The organism is Aeromicrobium sp. SP1 (assembly GCF_055663785.1).
The window spans coordinates 2,861,040-2,880,636 of the sequence record NZ_JBQVVK010000001.1 but is presented as its reverse complement, the minus strand read 5'-3'; the positions used below and the strand labels follow the sequence as shown (position 1 = coordinate 2,880,636).

General features: G+C 70.2%; 5 protein-coding genes. 3 read left to right on the top strand and 2 right to left on the bottom strand.

The window, feature by feature from the left end:
• Positions 1-48 precede the first annotated feature (48 nt).
• A complete protein-coding gene (locus ACT26F_RS14045; RefSeq protein ID WP_471671167.1) occupies positions 49-8,814 on the bottom strand; it encodes a DUF5979 domain-containing protein in 8,766 nt (2,921 codons plus the stop codon).
• Between the two features lie 203 nt (positions 8,815-9,017).
• On the opposite strand from ACT26F_RS14045, the gene ACT26F_RS14040 reads away from it, so the two are divergent.
• The 3 genes from ACT26F_RS14040 (at position 9,018) to ACT26F_RS14030 (ending at position 12,698) form a co-directional block, all read left to right on the top strand.
• Complete coding sequence (locus ACT26F_RS14040) at positions 9,018-9,308, top strand: YbaY family lipoprotein (protein WP_471671166.1); 291 nt, start codon at positions 9,018-9,020, stop codon at positions 9,306-9,308.
• Between the two features lie 4 nt (positions 9,309-9,312).
• Entirely contained in the window at positions 9,313-11,283 is a 1,971-nt protein-coding gene (locus ACT26F_RS14035) for an ABC transporter ATP-binding protein (protein WP_471671165.1), read from the top strand.
• Between the two features lie 68 nt (positions 11,284-11,351).
• Positions 11,352-12,698, top strand: coding sequence for a hypothetical protein (locus tag ACT26F_RS14030; protein ID WP_471671164.1), 1,347 nt, complete (start codon positions 11,352-11,354; stop codon positions 12,696-12,698).
• A gap of 58 nt (positions 12,699-12,756) precedes the next feature.
• Here ACT26F_RS14030 and ACT26F_RS14025 read toward each other — a convergent pair whose 3' ends face one another.
• Positions 12,757-19,572, bottom strand: coding sequence for a DUF7507 domain-containing protein (locus tag ACT26F_RS14025; RefSeq protein ID WP_471671163.1), 6,816 nt, complete (start codon positions 19,570-19,572; stop codon positions 12,757-12,759).
• Positions 19,573-19,597 lie beyond the last annotated feature (25 nt).

Here is a 19,597-nt window from a genome sequence, read left to right as displayed (position 1 = left end):
CCGACGCAGCCCCTATCCGTGTGGATGGGGGCTGCGTCGTACCGGTGATCAGGCGGCGTCGTCGCGGCGGCGCCGGACGGCCAGCACGGCCGCACCCGCCACGATGCCGAGACCGCCCAGCGCGATCCAGCCCGGCGAGACGTCCGATCCGCTGTCCGCGAGGCCGCAGTCGGGGCACGCCTGTGCGTCCTGCGTCCAGACGTCGGTGTCGAACACGTTCTCCACGACGAGGGACAGTCGCGCCGTCTCGTCGGTCGACGCGATGACCGCTCCCGTCTCGAACGAGTCGTGGTCGATGCGGACCGCCGAGGCGCCGCCGTCGTCCGTCTCCTCCACGAAGCAGTGCGTCCCGGTCGGCATCAACTGGGAGAACGACTTCGTCGCGCCCGCGCGCAGCGCGAACTCGGCCGTCAGGACGGTGCCGCGCACCGTGGCACCCTGCTCGTCCGTCGCCTCCAGCTCGCACGTGAGCGTCATCGGGAACCTGAGCCGCTGCACCTCGGCCCGGTCGGCGTACTCACCGGAGGCCTCCTTCGTGACGTCGACCAGACCCGCACCGTAGGTGTTCGCGATCGTCGCGACGACCGCCCCGTCACGGGAGCCCTCGACGATCACGACGGTCGCCTCCCCCGTCGAGGCGTCGGCATTGGCCGCGTCCGTCTCGACGACGTGACACGAGGTGCCGGCCGGGAAGGGTCCCAGCACGTCGGACTCGACCGAGACCTGGCCCGACTCGGGGGTCAGCGTGACGTCCGACTCCTCGACCGTCTCGTTCGGCAGGGCGCACGTGGTGTGGAACGTCAGCGGCTGCGTGGAGAACACGCCGCCACCGGGTCCGTCGATCGTCTTGAGGATCTTCATGAAGCCGATGCCGAAGCGGTTCTCGACCGTGACGGCGGCCGCGGCCGCGTCGCCGGCCGGAACCGTCACGGTCCCGCCCTCCGGCGTGATCTCGACGTCCTGCGGCTCCGGGACCGACGACTTCTCACTGACGACGCAGTGTGCGCCGGTCGGCAGTTCGTCCCACGTCGCCTCGCCCGCGCCGGTGATCGAGCGGTCCGCACCGCCGGGGATCGGCACCTCGACGTCCTCGTCACCCACGGGCCGGGTGCACGCGATCGTCATGACGTACGTGCCGTTCTTCACGGCATCGAACTCGGCACCGGGTCCGGACAGCTTCTTGGTGACCGTGACCGAGCCCTCGTCGAAGACGTTGTCGACCGTGACCTCGACCGGATCGGCGACCCCGGCCGGGACGACGACCGTGCCGTCCTCGGGGGTGAGGGTCGTCTCGGCGGCCTCGGGCGTGCTGGACGTCTCGGCCACGACACACGTCGAGCCCGTCGGCAGACCCGAGTAGGTCACCGAGCCTGCACCCGTGATCGTGCGCTCGGCACCACCGGGGATCGGCACCTCGACGTCGTCGTCACCGACGACCCGCGTGCACTCGAGCGTCATGACGTACGCGCCGTTCACGACGGGATCGGCGTCCGCGCCCGGACCCGACAGGGTCTTGTTCACGGTCAGCGAACCCTCGTCGAAGACGTTGTCGACCGTGACCTCGACCGGATCGGCGGCACCCGCCGGCACCACGACCGTCCCGTCGACCGGCAGCAGCGTCGACCCGTCGGCCTCCGGGGTGCTCGACTCCTCGGCCACGACACACGTCGCACCCGTCGGCAGACCCGAGTACGTCACCGAACCCGCACCCGTGATGGTGCGCTCCGCACCACCGGGCACTGGCACCTCGACGTCGTCGTCACCGACGACCCGCGTGCACTCCAGGGAGACCACGTACTGGCCGAAGATCACGGGCGTCTGGTCGGCGCCCGGACCGGACAGGGTCTTGTTCACGGTGACCGAGCCCTCGTCGAAGACGTTGTCGACCGTGACCTCGACCGGATCGGCGGCACCCGCCGACACCACGACCGTCCCGTCGACCGGCGACAGCGTCGACCCGTCGGCCTCCGGCGTGCTCGACTCCTCGGCCACGACACACGTCGCACCCGTCGGCAGACCCGAGTACGTCACCGAACCCGCACCCGCGATGGTGCGCTCCGCTCCACCGGGGACCGGCACCTCGACGTCGTCGTCGCCGACCTCGCGGGTGCAGGCCAGCGACACGACGTACGAGCCGTTCACGACGGGATCGGCGTCCGCGCCCGGACCCGACAGGGTCTTGTTGACGGTGACCGAGCCCTCGTCGAAGAGGTTGTCGACGTTCACCTCGACGGGATCGGCGGCACCGGCCGGGATCGTGACCGATCCGCTGACCGGGTCGAGCGTGACGTCATCGGCGTTCGGCGTGCTGGACACCTCGGACACGACGCACGTCGCGCCCGTCGGCAGGCCCGTGTACGTGACGTCCCCTGCACCGATGATCGTCCGCTCGGCACCGCCGGGGACCTCGATCGTCTCGGTCTCGCCGTCGACCTCACGCGTGCAGGCCAGCGACACGACGTACGAGCCGCTGGTCACCGGCGTGGCGCCCGCGCCAGGACCCGTCAGGTTCTTCACGACGGTCAGGGAGCCCTCGTCGAAGCGGTTCTCGATGGCCACGTCGACCGTCGTCCCCGCGCCGACCGTGAGGGTCGGATCGGTGATCACGACCTCGTTCGCACCGCCGTTCCTCGGCTCGGTGACGGTGCAGGACGCACCCGTGGGCAGGCGCTCGACGGTCCACTCCAGGTCGTCGGGAGCCTGCAGCTCCTCGGTGTCGTCGAAGACCGTCGACGGCGTGACGCCGCTCAGCGTGCACACCATCCGCACCGTGACCGGATGGTCGGCCCAGTCCTGAGCCCCCGCACCGGTGAAGGACTTCACGATCGCGACCGAGCCGGTCGTGTAGGTGTTCGTGACGTCGACCGCGACGTCCGTGCCGTCGCCGATCACGAACGTGGCGGGGTGGGACCTCGTCACGCCGTCGACCTCGACCGAGACCGTCGCACCCTGCGCGTTCGTCTCGTTGACGGTGCAGGAGGTGGCGGTCGGCAGGTCGGTCCAGGACTTCGTCCCGCCGTCCTTGAGCGTGACGGTCTCGGTGAGGATCACCGTCCCGCGATACGTGCACGAGACACCGAACGTGTACGTCCGGTCGAAGTCGATCGGATCGCCGTCCTGGTCGACCGGATCGCCCGTCTCGACGGTCTTGGAGAGCGTGAACCCACCCGCCGTGAACGTGTTGGTGGCCGTGACCCGCTCGCCCGACACGGCGCCCACGTAGGGGTCCGAGATGCCGGTGACCGTCGCGAGGGTCGCGTCGGCCATCACGACCCCGTCGGCGGGATCGAGCGCGACCGTCGCGCCCGCGGGGACGCCGGCCTCGGCGACGGTGCACTCGGCGAACAGCGGCACCGACAGCGGCGTGCCGGCCGAGTTCAGGATCGTCGTGCCCTGTCCGCTGGAGTCGACCAACACCGTGAACGGACCGTTGGCGACGTTCCCGGCGGCATTGCGCAGGGTCACCGGCTCACCGTTGGAGGTGCACCGGACGTTGAACGCGTAACCGCCCGGCATCGTGATCGGGACCGAGAAGTTCGGTGCCACCACGCGCTTGGCGAGCGTGAGATGGCCCAGCGGCGTGGCCACACCGACCTTGGTCGGCTCGAGGACGATCTCGCCGCGCTCGGCCTGGGTCGCCGTCGCGACGGTGCGCGACGACCCGGCGAACGAGTTGTAGGCGATGGGCAGCGTCGACGTCGTGTTGTACCCGCGCGTGATCTGCGCCGGCGTCCGCGTGTTGAAGTCGAGGTTCACGGTCTCGCCCGGCCGCAGTCCGGCGCCCGGGACGGACGACCAGTCCACGACGAACTTGACCGACTGGGCGGTCGCGAGGGCCGAGTTCGGGGTCGAGGGCGTGTACTCGATCCAGTTGAACGCACACACCGGGTCCGGCGTGGCGTTGGTCGTCTGGACCTGGATCGCGTTGGTGTTGCACGCCGTGCTCAGCCGCGCGGTCGAGTAGTAGCCCCGCACCACGGCATTGCCGAACGTGAGACCCGAGAGCGTCGCGCTGAACTGGTGGCGCAGCCCCACGGCGAACTGCGAGCCGCGCGCCGCGGAGGTGATGACGCCGCGATCGTTCAGGGCCGGAAGGGTGTCCACCGCGGCGACGACCTTCGCGTTCGTGTTGCCCGTGTTGAGGAACGACAGCCGCCACGTCTGCTCGCCACCGGGCCGGATCACGGGGACGCACAGGCCACGGTAGAAGCCGTCGGCCTGCGGTGCCGCACAGTTCGCGGCGACGCCGCCCGTGTGCACGACGCCGAGGTCATCCTCGCCGGAGCCGGGCTCGCCCGCGCCGTCGCCCTTGACGCCCTTCGACATCGCGAGGGTCGCCGAGGCGAGCGGCTGGACGTGAGTCGTGGCGGTGCACGTGGAGACGTCGGACTGCTCGTCCTGGCTCGCGCGGTCGACCGTGTAGGCGCACGTCTCGAAGTCGCGATCGGCGGTCGCCGTCACGCTGTTGGCGACGACCTGATCGGCCGTCAGGTCGTCGGCGAACCTCATGGGTGCGTTGACCGTCAGCGTCCAGCCCGGCTTGAACTCGAACCCGTCGGGCACGTGGACGGTCAGCTTCGCCGTCGCCGGGTCGAACGTGGCGGTGAAGGCGGGGATCGGGATCGGCGCCGGGTTCGCGGGGTTGGTCGAGGTCAACGCGAAGGAGTACTGCGCGGGACTGGGCTCGACGACGGGGGAGGCGCCGTTCACGAGGTCGAACTGGTCCTCGATCGTGAGGTCCTTCATGGGCCAGGCGCCGGTGTTCGTGACGACCAACTGGTAGGGGACCGTGCCACTGGGCGCGTACGTCGGCGGTCGGGTCGTGTTGCCGGGCGACTTCTCGACCTTGATCGCGTTGACCCGGTGCCGCACGATCGTCGCGGCGTTGCGCGTCGCCTCGCGGTGGAAGGTCTGGCCGTTGCCGTACTGGCCCTCGGCGTAGATCCCGAGGTTGTCGCTGATCAGGCCCGGGACGGTCTGCCCCTCGTTGGGGGCGACGCCCGGCCTCGTGGTCGAGACCGGTTCGCCGTTGGCACGCTGGGTGTCGCGGCGGGTGGTCCGCAGGGCGACGGAGGCGCGGGGGTTCCACGGACGCTCCCACTGCACGACCTCGCCGTTCACGACCTGCCGGAACGAGTACCTGACACCGATGACCTCGTCCGTGGTGACTCCTGCGGGCAGGGGGTAGTTGACGGTCGATCCCGGGGTCGCGCTGATCCACGGCGCCTCGATCCAGGAGCCGTTGCTCGTGCGCGTCAGGACGTCCATCGACGTCTGGTTCAACGGCGCCGGCATCACGATCGACGAGCCGACGTAGTCCATCACGTTCCAGAACGTGAACGTGTTGTCCGTCAGGATCATGAGGGTGCCGCGGGCGTTGCCCGTCGGCTGTCCGACCAAGGACGTCGTGTAGTCCTTCGACTGGTCCTCGAAGATCGACGGCGGGTTGATGGACTTGCTGCCCGTGATCGTGAAATCGGCGTTGACGATGTTGAACTCGGCGTCGTCGACGTCGGTGCCCGGCGAGCAGCCGGGGGCCGGGCAGGGGATCCGCCCGGGGCTGTCGAGGGCGACCGCCGCCTCGTTGAGGATCGGCTGGGTGGTCACGCCGATCGCGTCGCCGGAGCCGCGGTGGGTCTGGCGCAGCTGGTAGACGAGGTCGACCCCGCCGGTGGCCCCCGGCTCGATCAGGATCGCGTCGTCGCGGTACCGCACCGTGACGCCGATCGCACCGACCAGGTCGGCACGGTCGACCGCGACCGCATCGTTGTAGTCGAGCACGAGGGGGTCACGGTCCCTGTACGTCACCGTCACCTGGACGTCGTCGCGCGTGAGACCCGCCGGGACGCGGATCGCCGAGATGTCGTAGAGCTCGAGGACGTCGTAGGCGTTCGGGGCGGCCTGGTCGGGCGCCGGGTCGGTGATCTGCATCGACTGGACCCGCACGGCCGAGGTGTTGCGCGCATTGATCGTCGCCGTGATCAGCGGGTAGTCCCCCGCCGCGACCCCGGAGTCCGGCAGGCCCAGGTCGGTCTGGTCGAAGGTCTTCGTGATCGACGTGTTGACCGGGCTGTCGATGATCGTGATGTCGTCGCCGTCGCGGGCCGAGAAGTCACCGGACGTGCCGCCCGATCCCTGCGCGCGCACCGAGTTGCGCACGACCCCGTCGTCGCCGGTGTTGTAGCCGTACGGGAAGAGCGTGCCGAGCACGAAGGCGTCGGTGTCGCTGCGCAGGGTGTCGCGAATCGTGAAGTCGAGGTCCAACGGGCGCCGCGCGTACGACGAGCCGACGCCCGCCCCCTCGGTGCGCTCCTCGAAGGTGATCCGCACGCCGGTCGTGTTCGCCGTCTGCTCGTCGCTCAGCTCGAGACCCGGGAACGTCCCCGTGCAGGCGGCCTGCGTCGAACAGGCTGCCGCCGTGACGTCGGTCCACGCGCCGAGCTGGAACAGCTCGACCTTGGTCACCCTGTCGTTGACGATCAGGGGATCGGTGGCCGGCGTGATCGGCGTGATCGCCGCGAGGTCGAAGGCGTCGTAGACCGAGTCGGCGATCTCGGGGAGTGCGCCGTCGTCGTCCGTCGCCGGGTCGCTGATGACGACCTTCGCGAAGTTCAGCCCGTCGGTGCCCCACCCGATGCGGGCCGTGCGCGTCGCGCCCGACAGCGCCGGGACGGTGTCGGTGAGCCACGTCTTGTCGACGAGGTCGGGGCCCTCGCCTCCCTCGGTCGAGCGGAGGTCGATCTCGTCGGTCGCGCTGGCCGTGGCGGACTTGTCGATCTGCGCGTTCTCGACGAACGACTCGACGTCATTGGTCAGCGTCGCGTCGGCGTTCTCCACGCCTGGCCGCAGGGCGACGCCGACGTTCGCGATGACGTTGAATCCCGGCGGCAGCAACTGCGGGCAGCCGTTGGTCGGCAGGGGCTCGAACCGGAACCGCATGCCGCCGAGGTCGGTCTGCACGTCGCCCGGGATCACGGTCCCCCACTTGGCGACGGCGCCGGCCACGTCCTGGGCCCCCGGCAGCGGCGCCCAGGCGCCCTGCTCGGTCGACCAGTAGTCGACGCTCAACTGCGTGCACTCGGGGATGTCGGTGTTCTCGACCTCGGTGACCGTGAAGTCGGCGTAGAAGTCCGACGGCGGGCGCGGCGGGTCGGTGATCGTGAGGACGTCCGAGCCGATCGTCGAGTCCGTGCTGACCTTGGCCGGCAGCGAGATGTTGGCGTTCGCACCCGGAAGGGCCCAGATCCGGCTCGGCGTGATGACCTTGTCGACCTCGGTGAGCACCTCGAGCGGTCGGATCGAGAAGTCGACGGAGTCGTCGTCGGCGCCGGTCGCCCCCTCGGTCGTCGCGACCGTGGTGTCGACGACGTTCGTCGAGTCGAGCCGCTGCTCGAGGTCGGTCGTCGCCGTGAAGTTCATCGGCAGGGAGGCGTACGCCGAGCTCTCGATGCCGTCCCGACCGTCGGCGGCCGTGAAGGTGACCGTGAAGCCGGTGACCGTGCAGTCGGCCGTCGGCGCCGCGAGGGTGTCCTTCGTCGTGGTGGTCCCGGAGGAGTCCGCGCAGTCGGAGTAGGTGTACTCGACCGTGGCGCGCACTGCGGTGATCGGCCATTCGAGGTCGCCGAAGCCGTCGAAGACGATGCCCTGCTCGGCGAAGTCGGCGGAGCCGTCGCTGGGCTCGTGGATCACGAGCTCGTGCACGTCGAGGTCGCCGACCTGGGCCTGCACGTCGGCCGTGAAGTGCTGGCCGACGGTCAGCGTCGTGTCGCTGAGGGTCTTGTCGATCGTGACCGTCGGGTCCTGCCTCAGCAGGTTCGTGGTGGCCGAGTCCTCGGCCGGGTCGCTCGTCGCGGTCCCCTTGCGCACGGTGGACTCGGCGGTGTTGGTGACCGGCGTGCTGGAGCCGGGAGCGAGCGTCTCGACCCGGGCGTTGGTCTGCGTGTGGACGACGACCGCGCCCTCCACGCCCGGGGCGTACGAGCCCGTGTACGTGACTCGGATGCCTCCGACGGTCGACGGGTCGGCCGGCTCCTCGGTGGTCCACACCCCGACGACCCGGTACTCGACCCGCGTGCTGGCGGTCGTCGCCGGGGCCGGATCCGCGTCGATCCCCGTGAAGCTGACGTACTCGCGACCGGGATCGTCGAACACGTCCGTCACGACGATCTCGTCGACGGTCTGGTTCGACTGGTTGCGCGGGCGCAGCGTCCAGTCGACCGGCTTGCCCGGCACGGCCGACACGTTCGCCGGACGGACGGACTTCTCGAGGTCGGCCACGAGCGTCGTCTCGACCGCGAGCGTGACGACGGCCGACGACGTGATCTGGTCGGCGTTGTCGGCGACCACCGCGGCGGTGTTGAGCGGCTTCGCGCCGTCGAAGTCGGCCGACGTCGTCTCGGGCACCTTGACGTTGACCGAGATCGTCAGGGAGCCACCGGCACGCAGGCCGACCTGGGTGCCCAGCGTCTGCCTCGGGGTGACCGTGAACGACGTGCCGTCGACGGCGACGTCGAGCGGGGCGCTCGGCGACAGGGACGCCGTCACGGGGTTCTGGATGTCAGGGTCGAACACGAGCGGCTCGGGAAGCGCGTCGGTGACCGCCGCGTTGAAGCAGCCCAGGTCGTTGGTCGAGGAGCAGCCGACGACGATCGTGTAGCTGAACGTGTCGCCCGGTCCGTAGGGTCCGGGGGCCTCGACCGTCTTCTGGATCTGCAGGTCGGCCGTGGGGTCGGCGGCCGTCGCCGGAACGGCTCCGACCGCCAGTGTCGTGAGGCCGAGCAGGATCGCGGTCAGGAGGGACAGCGCGCGGCGCATCAAGCACCCTTTCGTCGTACAGCTGGACGAGGGTGAGAGGCTCCGCGATCTCCACGCGTGCGTCATCGACCCCGAGACGTGACCTCGAAATCCTCGCACAGAAGATGAGAGTTTCCTCATGATCGGCCGGAATGCCCGCGCCGATGCGACGCATCCCACACCGATCGGGGGGCACTTGAGCAGCCCGGGGATAGCCTCAGGACATGAGTCTCGTCACCTGCACCGGATCGCTGACCATCCGCGAGCGCATCGCGATCCCGCCGGGCGCCGTGGCCACCGTCAAGGTCGTGGACTCCGGCGGCGAGGTGCTCGCGGCCACGGCGATCGAGGCCGACGCGGTCCCCATCGAGTTCACCGTCACGGTCGATCCCGAACTCGCGAAGGGTGACCTGCTCGTGTGGGCGATGCTGCGGACCGAGGCCGGGCTGTGGGGGACGCTCGAGCTGACCCCGGCCGACGAGGACCTGGTGGTGCTGAGCCGGATCGAGGAGTGACGCCGTGCCGCGGCCGGGAGCGTCGGTCACCCACCTGAGCGACGAGGAGATCGCGGCGAACAACGCCCCGACCCTGCGCCGGATCGCGACCCTGCTCAAGCCCTACTCGGGCAAGATGGTCGCCGTCGGCGCGATCGTCGTGGTCTCGGCGATCCTCTCCTCGATCGTCCCGTTCCTCACGAGGGCGGTCTTCGACGATGCGCTGTTCGGCGAGGGCGGCCCGGACCTGAACCTGCTGGGCTGGCTCGTGGCGGGCATGTGCGCCCTGCCGATCCTCGCGGCGATGCTGGGCATCGCGCAGAACTGGCTGACCTCCACGATCGGCAACTCGGCGATGGCCGACCTGCGCAGCGAGCTGTTCGCCCACCTGCAGAAGATGGAGCTGGCGTTCTTCACGACCACGAAGACCGGGGCGATCCAGTCGCGACTGGCCAACGACGTCGCGGGCGTCCGCACGGTGCTGACCGACACGGCCACGTCGATCCTGCAGAACTCGGTCACCGTCACCGCGGCGTTCATCTCGATGGTGATCCTGTCGTGGGAGCTGACCGTCCTGACCCTCGTCCTGATGCCGCTGTTCATCTGGCTGCAGCTCAAGGTCGGCAAGCGCCGTCAGCAGCTCGCCCGCCGCACGCAGGAGAGCCTGTCGGAGATGACGGCGATCACCGAGGAGTCGCTCAGCGTCTCGGGGATCCTGCTGTCGAAGGTCTTCAACCGCAGCGGCTCCGAGGCCCAGCGCTACCGGCAGGCCAACCTCGACCAGACCCGCCTGCAGGTCGAGCAGGCGATGACGGGCCGCCTGTTCTTCGCGACGGTCCAGACGTTCTTCGCGATCACGCCGGCGATCATCTACCTCGTCGCGGGACTCATCATGGCCGGCCGGCTGCCCGGCGACCCCGCCACCCTGACCGCCGGCACGCTCGTCGCGTTCACGACCGTGCAGGCGCGCCTGCAGATGCCGCTCCTGCAGCTCATGCGGGTGTCGCTCGACGTGCAGACCTCCCTCGCGCTGTTCCGCCGGATCTTCGAGTACCTCGACCTCGAGCCCGCGATCGTCGACCGTCCGGGCGCGCAGCGCGTGACCCCCGGCGAGCTGCGCGGCGAGATCGAGTTCCGCGACGTGTGGTTCCGCTACCCCGAGCCCCGATCGCTCAGCGGCGACCACGCGAAGGACCGGTTCGACGACTCGTCGGGCCCGATCGACGCCGAGTCCACCGCCGACGACGAGGCGTGGACGCTGACCGCCCTCGACCTCACGATCCGGCCCGGCCAGCTCGCCGCGATCGTCGGGCCGTCCGGATCGGGCAAGACGACCGCGACGTACCTCGTGCCCCGCTTCTACGACGTCAGTCGCGGGCAGGTGCTGATCGACGGCATCGACGTGCGCGACATCGCCCTGTCCTCCCTCGCCGACTGCGTGGGCATGGTGACGCAGGAGCCCTACCTGTTCCACGGCACGATCCGCGAGAACATCGCCTACGCCAAGCCGGGCGCCACGGCCGACGAGATCGTGCAGGCCGCGAAGGACGCGAACATCCACGACCGGGTCATGAGCTTCCCCGAGGGCTACGAGACCGTGACCGGCGAACGCGGCTACCGGCTGTCCGGCGGTGAGAAGCAGCGCATCGCGATCGCCCGCGTGCTGCTCAAGAACCCGCGGATCCTGATCCTCGACGAGGCCACGAGCGCGCTCGACAACGAGACGGAGCGGCTCGTGCAGGAGGCCCTTGAACGGGCCACGACGGGACGCACGACCCTCGCGATCGCGCACCGGCTCAGCACGATCCACAACGCCGACGTGATCTTCGGCCTCGTCGACGGCCGCCTCGTCGAGCAGGGCACCCACGACGAGCTGCTCGCCGACGAGGACGGACTGTACGCCCGGCTCTACCGCGAGCAGTTCGCGAGCCGACGTGAGCCGGCACCCGCGCCCGCCGGCGCCGTCGGCTTCCTGCGGGCCGACGTCTCGCTCTGACGAACCCTGCGAGGTCCCCGAATTCTGGTGGTGGAGGTGGAGCCCCTCCTGCTGCGAGAATGGCCGCCATGAGTGCCGCGTACCTCGCGGCTGCCGTGCTCGCTGCCGCGTCGATGCTCGGTATCCGGTTTCGCAGACCGGGAGTGGCCGCGCTCACGCTGGGTCTGGCGGCCGATGTCTGCGCGTGGAATCTCTGGCGCTTCCTGATCGACCTCGACGACACGACGCCCGGACCGGCCAATGCCGTCCTCCTCGTGCTCGCCGAGATCGGGGGGCTGCTCGTGTTCCTCATCGCGGCTCGCCTGGTCCTGCCGCGCTGGCGCATGCCCCGGTACCTGGTCGGCGCGCTGCTCGGCTTCCCCGCGGTGGTGCTCGTCCTCGCGAGCGCCGGCGTGGGACTGGCGCCGGACAACTTCCGCAGCGGGGTGCTGTACGCGGCGCACCTGGCCTACGGATTCGCGACGCTGGTCGCCTGCGTGTCGCTGTTCACCCAACGCCAGAGTGACCCGTCGCGGCACGTCCGGATCGCCGTGCGGCTCATCCAGGTCGACGCGGTCGTCATCCTGATCCTCGTCAGCACGGTTCCCGTGATCACGAGCATCGTGTCTCTGCCCTTCGTACTGATCGCGGTGTGGATCAGCCGGCACGCCCAGGAGTGGGACCGCAGCGCCACCCCCGCCGACCGGCTGCTCGACACGATCGGCGTCTTCGTGTTCGTGACGAACGACGAGGGAGAGCTCGTCGACTGGAACGGCCCCGGGGCCAGCCTGCTACGCCTGCGCGGACACGCCCCCGAGCGCGGACTCGACCTCGCGCACGCGCTCGCCCTGGCCCCGCCCCTGCGCGACCGGCACCTGGCGGACCTGGAGATCGACGGTGGCACGCTGCGCACCGAGCTGACCGTGCACCCGGTCGACCCACTCGCCCGCGACCGTGACCACGTCCTCATGTTCCGGCCGACCGCGTCCTCCTTCGCCGACTCGCCGTTCCCGACGATCTCGGGGGAGCTCGAGGGTCACGATCCCGCGACCCAGACCCTCGGTCGCCGGGCTGCCGCCGACCACGTCCGCAGCGCCGCGGTCGACGGCGCGCGGGTCCTGCGGGTCGACGTCCTGGGCGGCCGGGACACCCGGCCCGACGACCTGATGTTCCTCGTCGCCCGCCGGCTCGAGGCCCGCAGCGCCGAGCTCGGCTGGTCCGGACTCGACTGGGCGCGGCTGGACACCCGCACGTTCGTCACCGTCGTCCGCGAGAACCCGCCGGACGGCGCGATCCCGATGCGCGTCGACGTCGACGACCTCGGCATCACGTTGACGGTCACCCCGTACGAGCCGGGAGTCACCGAGGACCCCGACGCCTTCCTGCGCCGGGTCACGGCCACTCCCCGGCCCCGCGACGTCGCCCACGGCACCTGAGTGGCGACGGCCCGGAGTCTGGTGACTCCGGGCCGTTGCCTTGGTGCACCGCTGACCGTCAGGCGGCCTCGTCCTCGCGCCGACGACGAGCGGCACCGAGCAGGGTCACCCCGACGCCGAGCGCCGCGACGCCGAGCGCACCGACCGCGACCATGGGGCCGCCGGTGTCGGCCAGCGCCTGCTCGTCGGCGGGCTCCTGCTCGGGCTCGTCGACCGGATCGGCGGTCTCCTCGACGTCGGCCACCTCGGCCTCGGTGACGACGACCGTCTCGACCGCGTCCGACGACACCGACGCCTGCTCGACGTTGACCGGGTCCACGCCCGTGGCGACCGCCTCGGAGACGACCGAGCCGTTCACGACGTCGGCGGCCGTGACCACGTAGGGCGTGGAGGTCGTGCACGTCGCGGACTCACCCGGGGCGAGCGTCGTCGGCGTGCAGGTGATCGTGATCCCCTGTGCGGCCAACCGGGCGTCGGTGACCGTGACGTCCTCGACCGTGACGTCACCGGTGTTGGTGACCGTGAAGCCGAACGTCACCTCGTCGCCGGCATCCGTCACACCGTTGCCGTTCACGTCGTCCACGGCGGAGTGCACCGCGAGCGACAGCTTCGCGCGCGCGTCGGGCACGGACCGGACGACGTTCGAGGTCGCGACCACGTCATCGTCCTTCGGGTTCAGACCCTTCGCGGTGGACTGGTTGGGGATCACGCGGGACTGGACGTCGGCGGCCGAGACCACGTAGCCGCCCGTGCCCACGAAGGTGACGGAGGCGTCCGGGACCAGGGTCGGACCCGTCGGGTCGGCCACCGCACCGGCACCGAGGCGCAGCTGGCTGTGCACCGTGGCGATCGCGTGGCCGGCCTGTCGGACCCGGTCGTCGGAGACGCCGATCGCGTGGACCGTCGTCGTGCCGACGTTCGTGACGTCATAGGCGTAGAAGATCGTGTCGCCGGCGTTCAACAGGTCGTCGTCGTTGACGTCCTGCCACGACGCGATGCGCGTGACGATCGCGAGCTCGTCCTGCGGGTCGAGCTCGACCACGAGGTCCTCCGAGCGCTCGGACACCACGGGGCGGTCGGCCGTCGTCGTCGCCGTGGCCGTGCCGTGGGTGACGACCTCGCCCGCGTCGACCTGGGCCTGCGTGACCGGGGTCGCGACCGAGACGCACGTCGCCGAGGCGCCCGGCGCGAGGTCGGCCGGCACACAGTCGATCTCGTTGCCGAGGATGTCGGCCACCTGCACGCCGCGGAGGGTGACGTTGCCGGTGTTCTCGACCGTGTACGTGTAGACGACCGTGTCGCCCGCGCTGTCGCGTCCGTCCTCGTCGGCGTCCACAAGCCCACCGGCCTTCGCGTCGGTGATCGCCAGGCCGGGGGCGGCGTCGATGTCCGTGACGACCTCGTCGGCGGCATCCTCGACCGGATCGCCGGACGGAGTCTCACCACCGGCGGTGACCGTGGTGACGACCTCACCGGCATCCACGTCGTCCTGCGTGACCTCGTAGGTCGCGGTGCACGTGGCGCTCTCACCCGGCGCGAGCGACGCCACGTCGCACACGTACGTGTTGCCGAGCGTGTCGGTCACGACGACCTCGTCGACCGTCACGTTGCCGGTGTTCTCCACCGTCACCGTGTAGGTGATCTCGTCACCGGCCCTCGTCGGCTCACCCGAGGGCTCGACCGTCGTCGTCAACTCGGGCGCGGCCTCGATCGGCGTCGCGATCTCGACCTCCTCCGCATCGTCGGAGACCGAACCACCGGACGGCGTCTCGCCACCGGCGGTGACCGTGGTGACGACCTCGCCGGCGTCCACGTCGTCCTGCGTGACCTCGTAGGTCGCGGTGCACGTGGCGCTCTCGCCCGGCGCGAGCGACGTCACGTCGCACACGTACGTGTTGCCGAGCGTGTCCGTCACGACGACCTCGTCGACCGTGACGTTGCCGGTGTTCTCCACCGTCACCGTGTAGGTGATCTCGTCACCGGCCTTCGTCGGCTCGCCCGAGGGCTCGACCGTCGTCGTCATCGCCGGTGCCGCGGCGATCGCCTTGCGCGTCGTGTTCGACCGACCGTCGACATCGGCATCGGCCGGGGACTTCCCTGCCGCGTCGGCCGTGTTCTCGACCTCGCCGGCGTTCACCTCGGCCTGCGTGACCGTGTGGGTCGCCGTGCAGGTCGTCGAGTCACCCTCGTCCAGCGAGACGGAGTCGCACGTGACGGTGTTGCCGAGGTCGTCGGTCACGACGAGGTCGTCGATCGTCACGTTGCCCGTGTTCGTCACGGCGTACGTGTACGTGATCGTGTCGCCCTTCTTCGTGATCGCACCCGTCGACTGCTGCAGCGTCACCGTGAGCGCCGGACCGGCCTCGATCGTGACCTCGGCCTCGGGGGACTCGTCCGCGACCGGGTCGCCGGACTGGTCCTCGCCCGTGCCGGTCGCCGTGGAGACGACCTCACCGGCGTTCACCTCGGCCTGCGTCACGCGGTACGTCGCGGTGCAGGTCGCGCTGTCACCCGGCGCGAGCGACGTCACGTCGCACACGTACGAGTTGCCGAGCGTGTCCGTCACGGTGATCGCGTCGACCGTCTCGTCGCCGGTGTTCTCGACCGTCGCGGTCCAGGTGATCTCGTCACCCTTCTTCGTCGGCGAGCCGGAGGGCACGAGGGCCGTCCTCAGCGCGGTGGCGGCGTCGATCGTCGTGTCCACGTCGTTCGAGGCATCCGCGACGGGGGCATCCGCCGGATCGTCGCCCTCGGCAAGGCCGGAGTTGACGACGGTGCCGGCGTCGACGTCGGCCTGCGTCACCGCGTACGTGGCCGTGCAGGTCGCCCGGTCGCCCGGCGCGAGCGACGTCACGTCGCACACGTAGGTGTTGCCGAGGTCGTCGGTCACGACGACGTCGTCGACCGTCACGGTGCCGACGTTCTCGACCGTCATCGTGTAGGTGATCTGGTGACCGGCCTTCTTCGGCGCACCCGAGTCGAGCAGGGTCGTGCTCAGCTCGGCGTGCTGGTCGATCGTCGTCTCGACCTCGGCGGTGTCCGTCGAGACGGGCACGTCGGCCGGGGTCGTCGCCGCGGCGGTCGCGGTGTTCCGGACGATGCCGGCGTCCACGTCGTCCTGGGTCACGGCGTAGGTGGCGGTGCAGGTCGTCGTCGTGCCGGGCGCGAGCGACCGCGCGCCGCACTCGTAGGTGTTGCCCAGCTCGTCCGTCACGACCAGGTGGTCGACCGTCACGTTGCCCGTGTTCTCGACCGTCACGGTGTAGGTGATCTCGTCACCCTTCGCCGTGGGCGTGCCCGAGGCGACCAGCTTCGTGGTCAGCTCCGGGGCCGACGCGATCGACTTCACGACCTCGGCCGAGTCGGCGTCCACCGGCGATTCGTCCGGCGCGGTCGCCGTGACGCTCGCCGTGTTGGCGACCTCGCCGGCGTCCACGTCGGACTGCTTCACCGTGTAGGTGGTCGAGCAGAGGACGGTGGCGCCGGGGGCGATCGGCGAGGCGCACGTGATCGTGCTGCCCAGCTCGTCGGTGACGTCGACGTCGTCGAGCGTGACGTTGCCGTCGTTCGTGACGGCGTACTGGTAGAGGACGCCGTCGCCCTTCTTCGTGACTGCCGCCGCGGACTGGGTCAGGACGATGCTCACGGCCGGTGCGGCCGCGATCGTGGTCGCGACCTCGGCCGAGTCGTCCGTGACGGCTGCGTCGGACGGGTCCGTGCCCTCCGCGGAGGCCGTGTCGCGGACCTCGACGGCGTCCACGTCGTCCTGCGTCACGACGTACGTCGCGGTGCAGGTCGCGCTGTCACCCGGAGCGAGCGACGTCACGTCGCACTCGTAGGTGTTGCCCAGCTCGTCCGTGAGGACCAGGTGGTCGACCGTCGTGTTGCCCGTGTTCTCGACCGTCGCCGTGTAGGCGATCTCGTCACCGTCGTGCGTGGGGGTGCCCGAGGCGACCAGCTTCGTGGTCAGCTTCGGAGCCGCTGCGATCGCCTTGAAGACTTGGTTCGAGGCGTCGGACACGGCCGCATCCGCCGGGGTCAGCCCGTCCGCCGTGGCGACGTTCGTGATCGAGCCGGCGTCCACCTCGGCCTGGGTGACCGTGTGCGTCACGGTGCAGGTGGTCGTCACGCCCGGGGCGAGCGAGGTGGCCACGCACGTGTACGTCGAGCCCTGGTCGTCGGTCACGACCAGCCCGTGGATCGTCACCGCCCCGGTGTTCTCCACGGTCGCCGTGTACGTGATCTGGTCACCCTTCTTCGTCACCGCGGTGGTCGACTGCGCGAGCGTCGTCGTCAGGGTCGCCGCCGCCGCGATCGACTTCGAGACCTTGTCGGAGGAGTCCGTCAGTGTGGCGCCGGCGGGCGTCCGGCCCGAGACCGACGCGGTGTTGTCGACCTTTCCGGCATCGACGTCGGACTGCTTCACGGTGTACGTCGTGGTGCACGTCGTCGACGCGCCGGCGGCCAGCGAGGTGGCCGCGCACGTGATCGTGGAGCCGAGTGAGTCGGTCACGGCGATCTGGTCGACGGTCACGTTGCCGTTGTTGGTCACCGTGGAGGTGTAGGTGACGAGGTCACCGCTCGTCGTGACCGCGGCCGACGACTGGGCGAGCGTGACGTCGAGCGCGCCGGCGGCGGCGATCGCCGTGGTGGTCTGCGTCGTGGAGGTCGGGTTGACCGTCACCGTCGCGGCGCCGGAGGGGCCGGTGCCGGTCGGCGTGGCCGTGTTGACGACCGTCCCGGCGTCCACGTCGGCCTGCGTCACGGTGTACTGGTACGCGGTGCAGGTCGTGCTCGCGCCCGGGGCCAGCGTCGTCGTCGCGCAGGTCTCGCCGGTGACGAGGTCGTCGCTGACTCCGACGTTCGTCACGGTGGTGTTCCCCGTGTTCGAGACCGTGAACGAGTAGGTGATCTTGTCGCCGGCCTTCGTCGGCGTGCCCGAGGCGGACTTCACGATCTTGAGCCGCGTCGTGCGGACGAGCGAGGTGACGGTCGAGGTGGTCGACGTCGAGTCGGTCACGAGGGTCGTCCCGCTCGGACCGGACCCGACCACCGACGCGGTGTTGTTCACGGTGCCGGCGTTCACGTCGGCCTGCGTCACGCTGTACTGGTCCGCGCTGCAGGTGACCGAGGCACCGGGCGCGAGGGTCGTCGTCGAGCAGGTCTCGCCGGTGACGAGGGCGTCACTGACGCCGACGCCGGTCACGGTCGTGTTGCCCGTGTTGGTGATCGTGAAGCGGTAGGTGATCTTGTCGCCGGCCTGCGTGGGCGTGCCCGAGGCGGCCTTCACGATCTTGAGCTGGGCCGTGCGCGTGATGGGGGTCGAGGTCGTCGCGATCGAGGTGACCACGGTCCCCCCGGCCGTGCCGGTGGCCGTCGCGGTGTTGGCGACCGTCCCGGCATCGACGTCGCCCTGGGTCACGGAGTAGGCGCTCGAGACGGTGCAGTTCGTCGAGGCGCCGACGGCCAGGCTCGTCGAGGCACACGTGATCGTCTTGTCGGACAACAGCGGATCGGTCACGCCGACATCCGTGAGCGCGACGTTGCCGGTGTTCTTGGCGGTGAACGAGTAGGTGATCTGGTCGCCGGCCTTCGTGGGCGTCCCCGATGCGGACTTCGTCAGCGTGATCGCCGGCTTCCTGACCGCGTTGGTGATCGTGCAGACGATCACCGCGCCCGTGCCGTACTGGTCGGACTGGGGCGCCACGAGCGTGCCGCTCGTGCCGGTTCCCGAGGCCACGACGGAGTCGTCGTTGTCGTTCACGCACGAGTACGACGAGGTGTAGTTGGCCAGGTCGGTCGTGCCGGACGCCGTCTCACCGAAGGAGTAGGTGGTGCCGGCGCTCACGAGCACGGGGCCGGCCACCTCGGCGGCATTGGTCTGTGCGCCGGTGTCCGATCCGGTCGTGGTGCCGGTCATGGCCGCCGACAGCGCGCCGCCACTGAAGCTCACCGTGAACTGGTCGCCGGTGTTCTTGCGGTCGACCACGTTCTTGACGACGCTGTCCATCACGGTCGGCGTCGCGCAGGACCCGAGGTCGTTGTAGGACTGGCCGGCGGCGAGCGTGGCCGAGACCGCGCCGGTCGTCGGGTTGAGTCGGTACAGGTTCGATCCGCCCTGCACGTAGATGTTGCTGTCCGAGCCGAACGCGATGCCCGGGTAGCCGACGTTGTTGGGCGACAGGTTCGTGACGGTCGTGCCCACCTGCGTCCCGCCGCTGGTCAGCTGTGATGCCTTGAAGCGCACGAGCTTGTTCTGGAACGACGTGTCGGCGTTCGAGTAGACGACGTACGCGTTGCCCCGCGCGTCGAACGCGAGGTCGGTGCTCATGCTCTGGCTGGTCGGGATCCCCGACTGGGCGACCATCTGCGTGCTGACGGTGATCGGGCTGGCGAGCGTGAGGTCGATGTCGTAGAAGTTGATCGAGTTGTCGCTGTTCGCCACCGAGATCCAGTAGTGGCCCGTCGACGGGTTGAACGCGCCGCCGACCACCGTGGCGCTCGCGGAGAGGCCGCGGATCTCCTTGAACGCGGTGGTCGTGCCGTACTTGTAGAGGTTCGCCCGGCCCTGACTGCTGATCGACGAGGCCATGGCATAGACGGCGTCGCCGCGCGGGGCGACCGCCACACCATTGACGGTCGTGCTCGTGGTGTTGAACGCGCCCACGACCGTGCCGGCGCCGGTGCCCGTGGCCACGCGGTACAGCGACGCGCCGGTCGTGCCGTAGACGGCATCGACACAGGCGTAGTCGCCGGTGGCAGCGGCGGCCGGGGCGGCCGTCACGGTGGTCTGCACGATCGCCATCAGTGCCGCGATCAGCAGCGAGGGGAGCAGCAGGGAGAAACAGCGGCGCAGGGGGGAGGGCGTCGTCACGTCGGACTTTCCGTTCGTCGGTGCA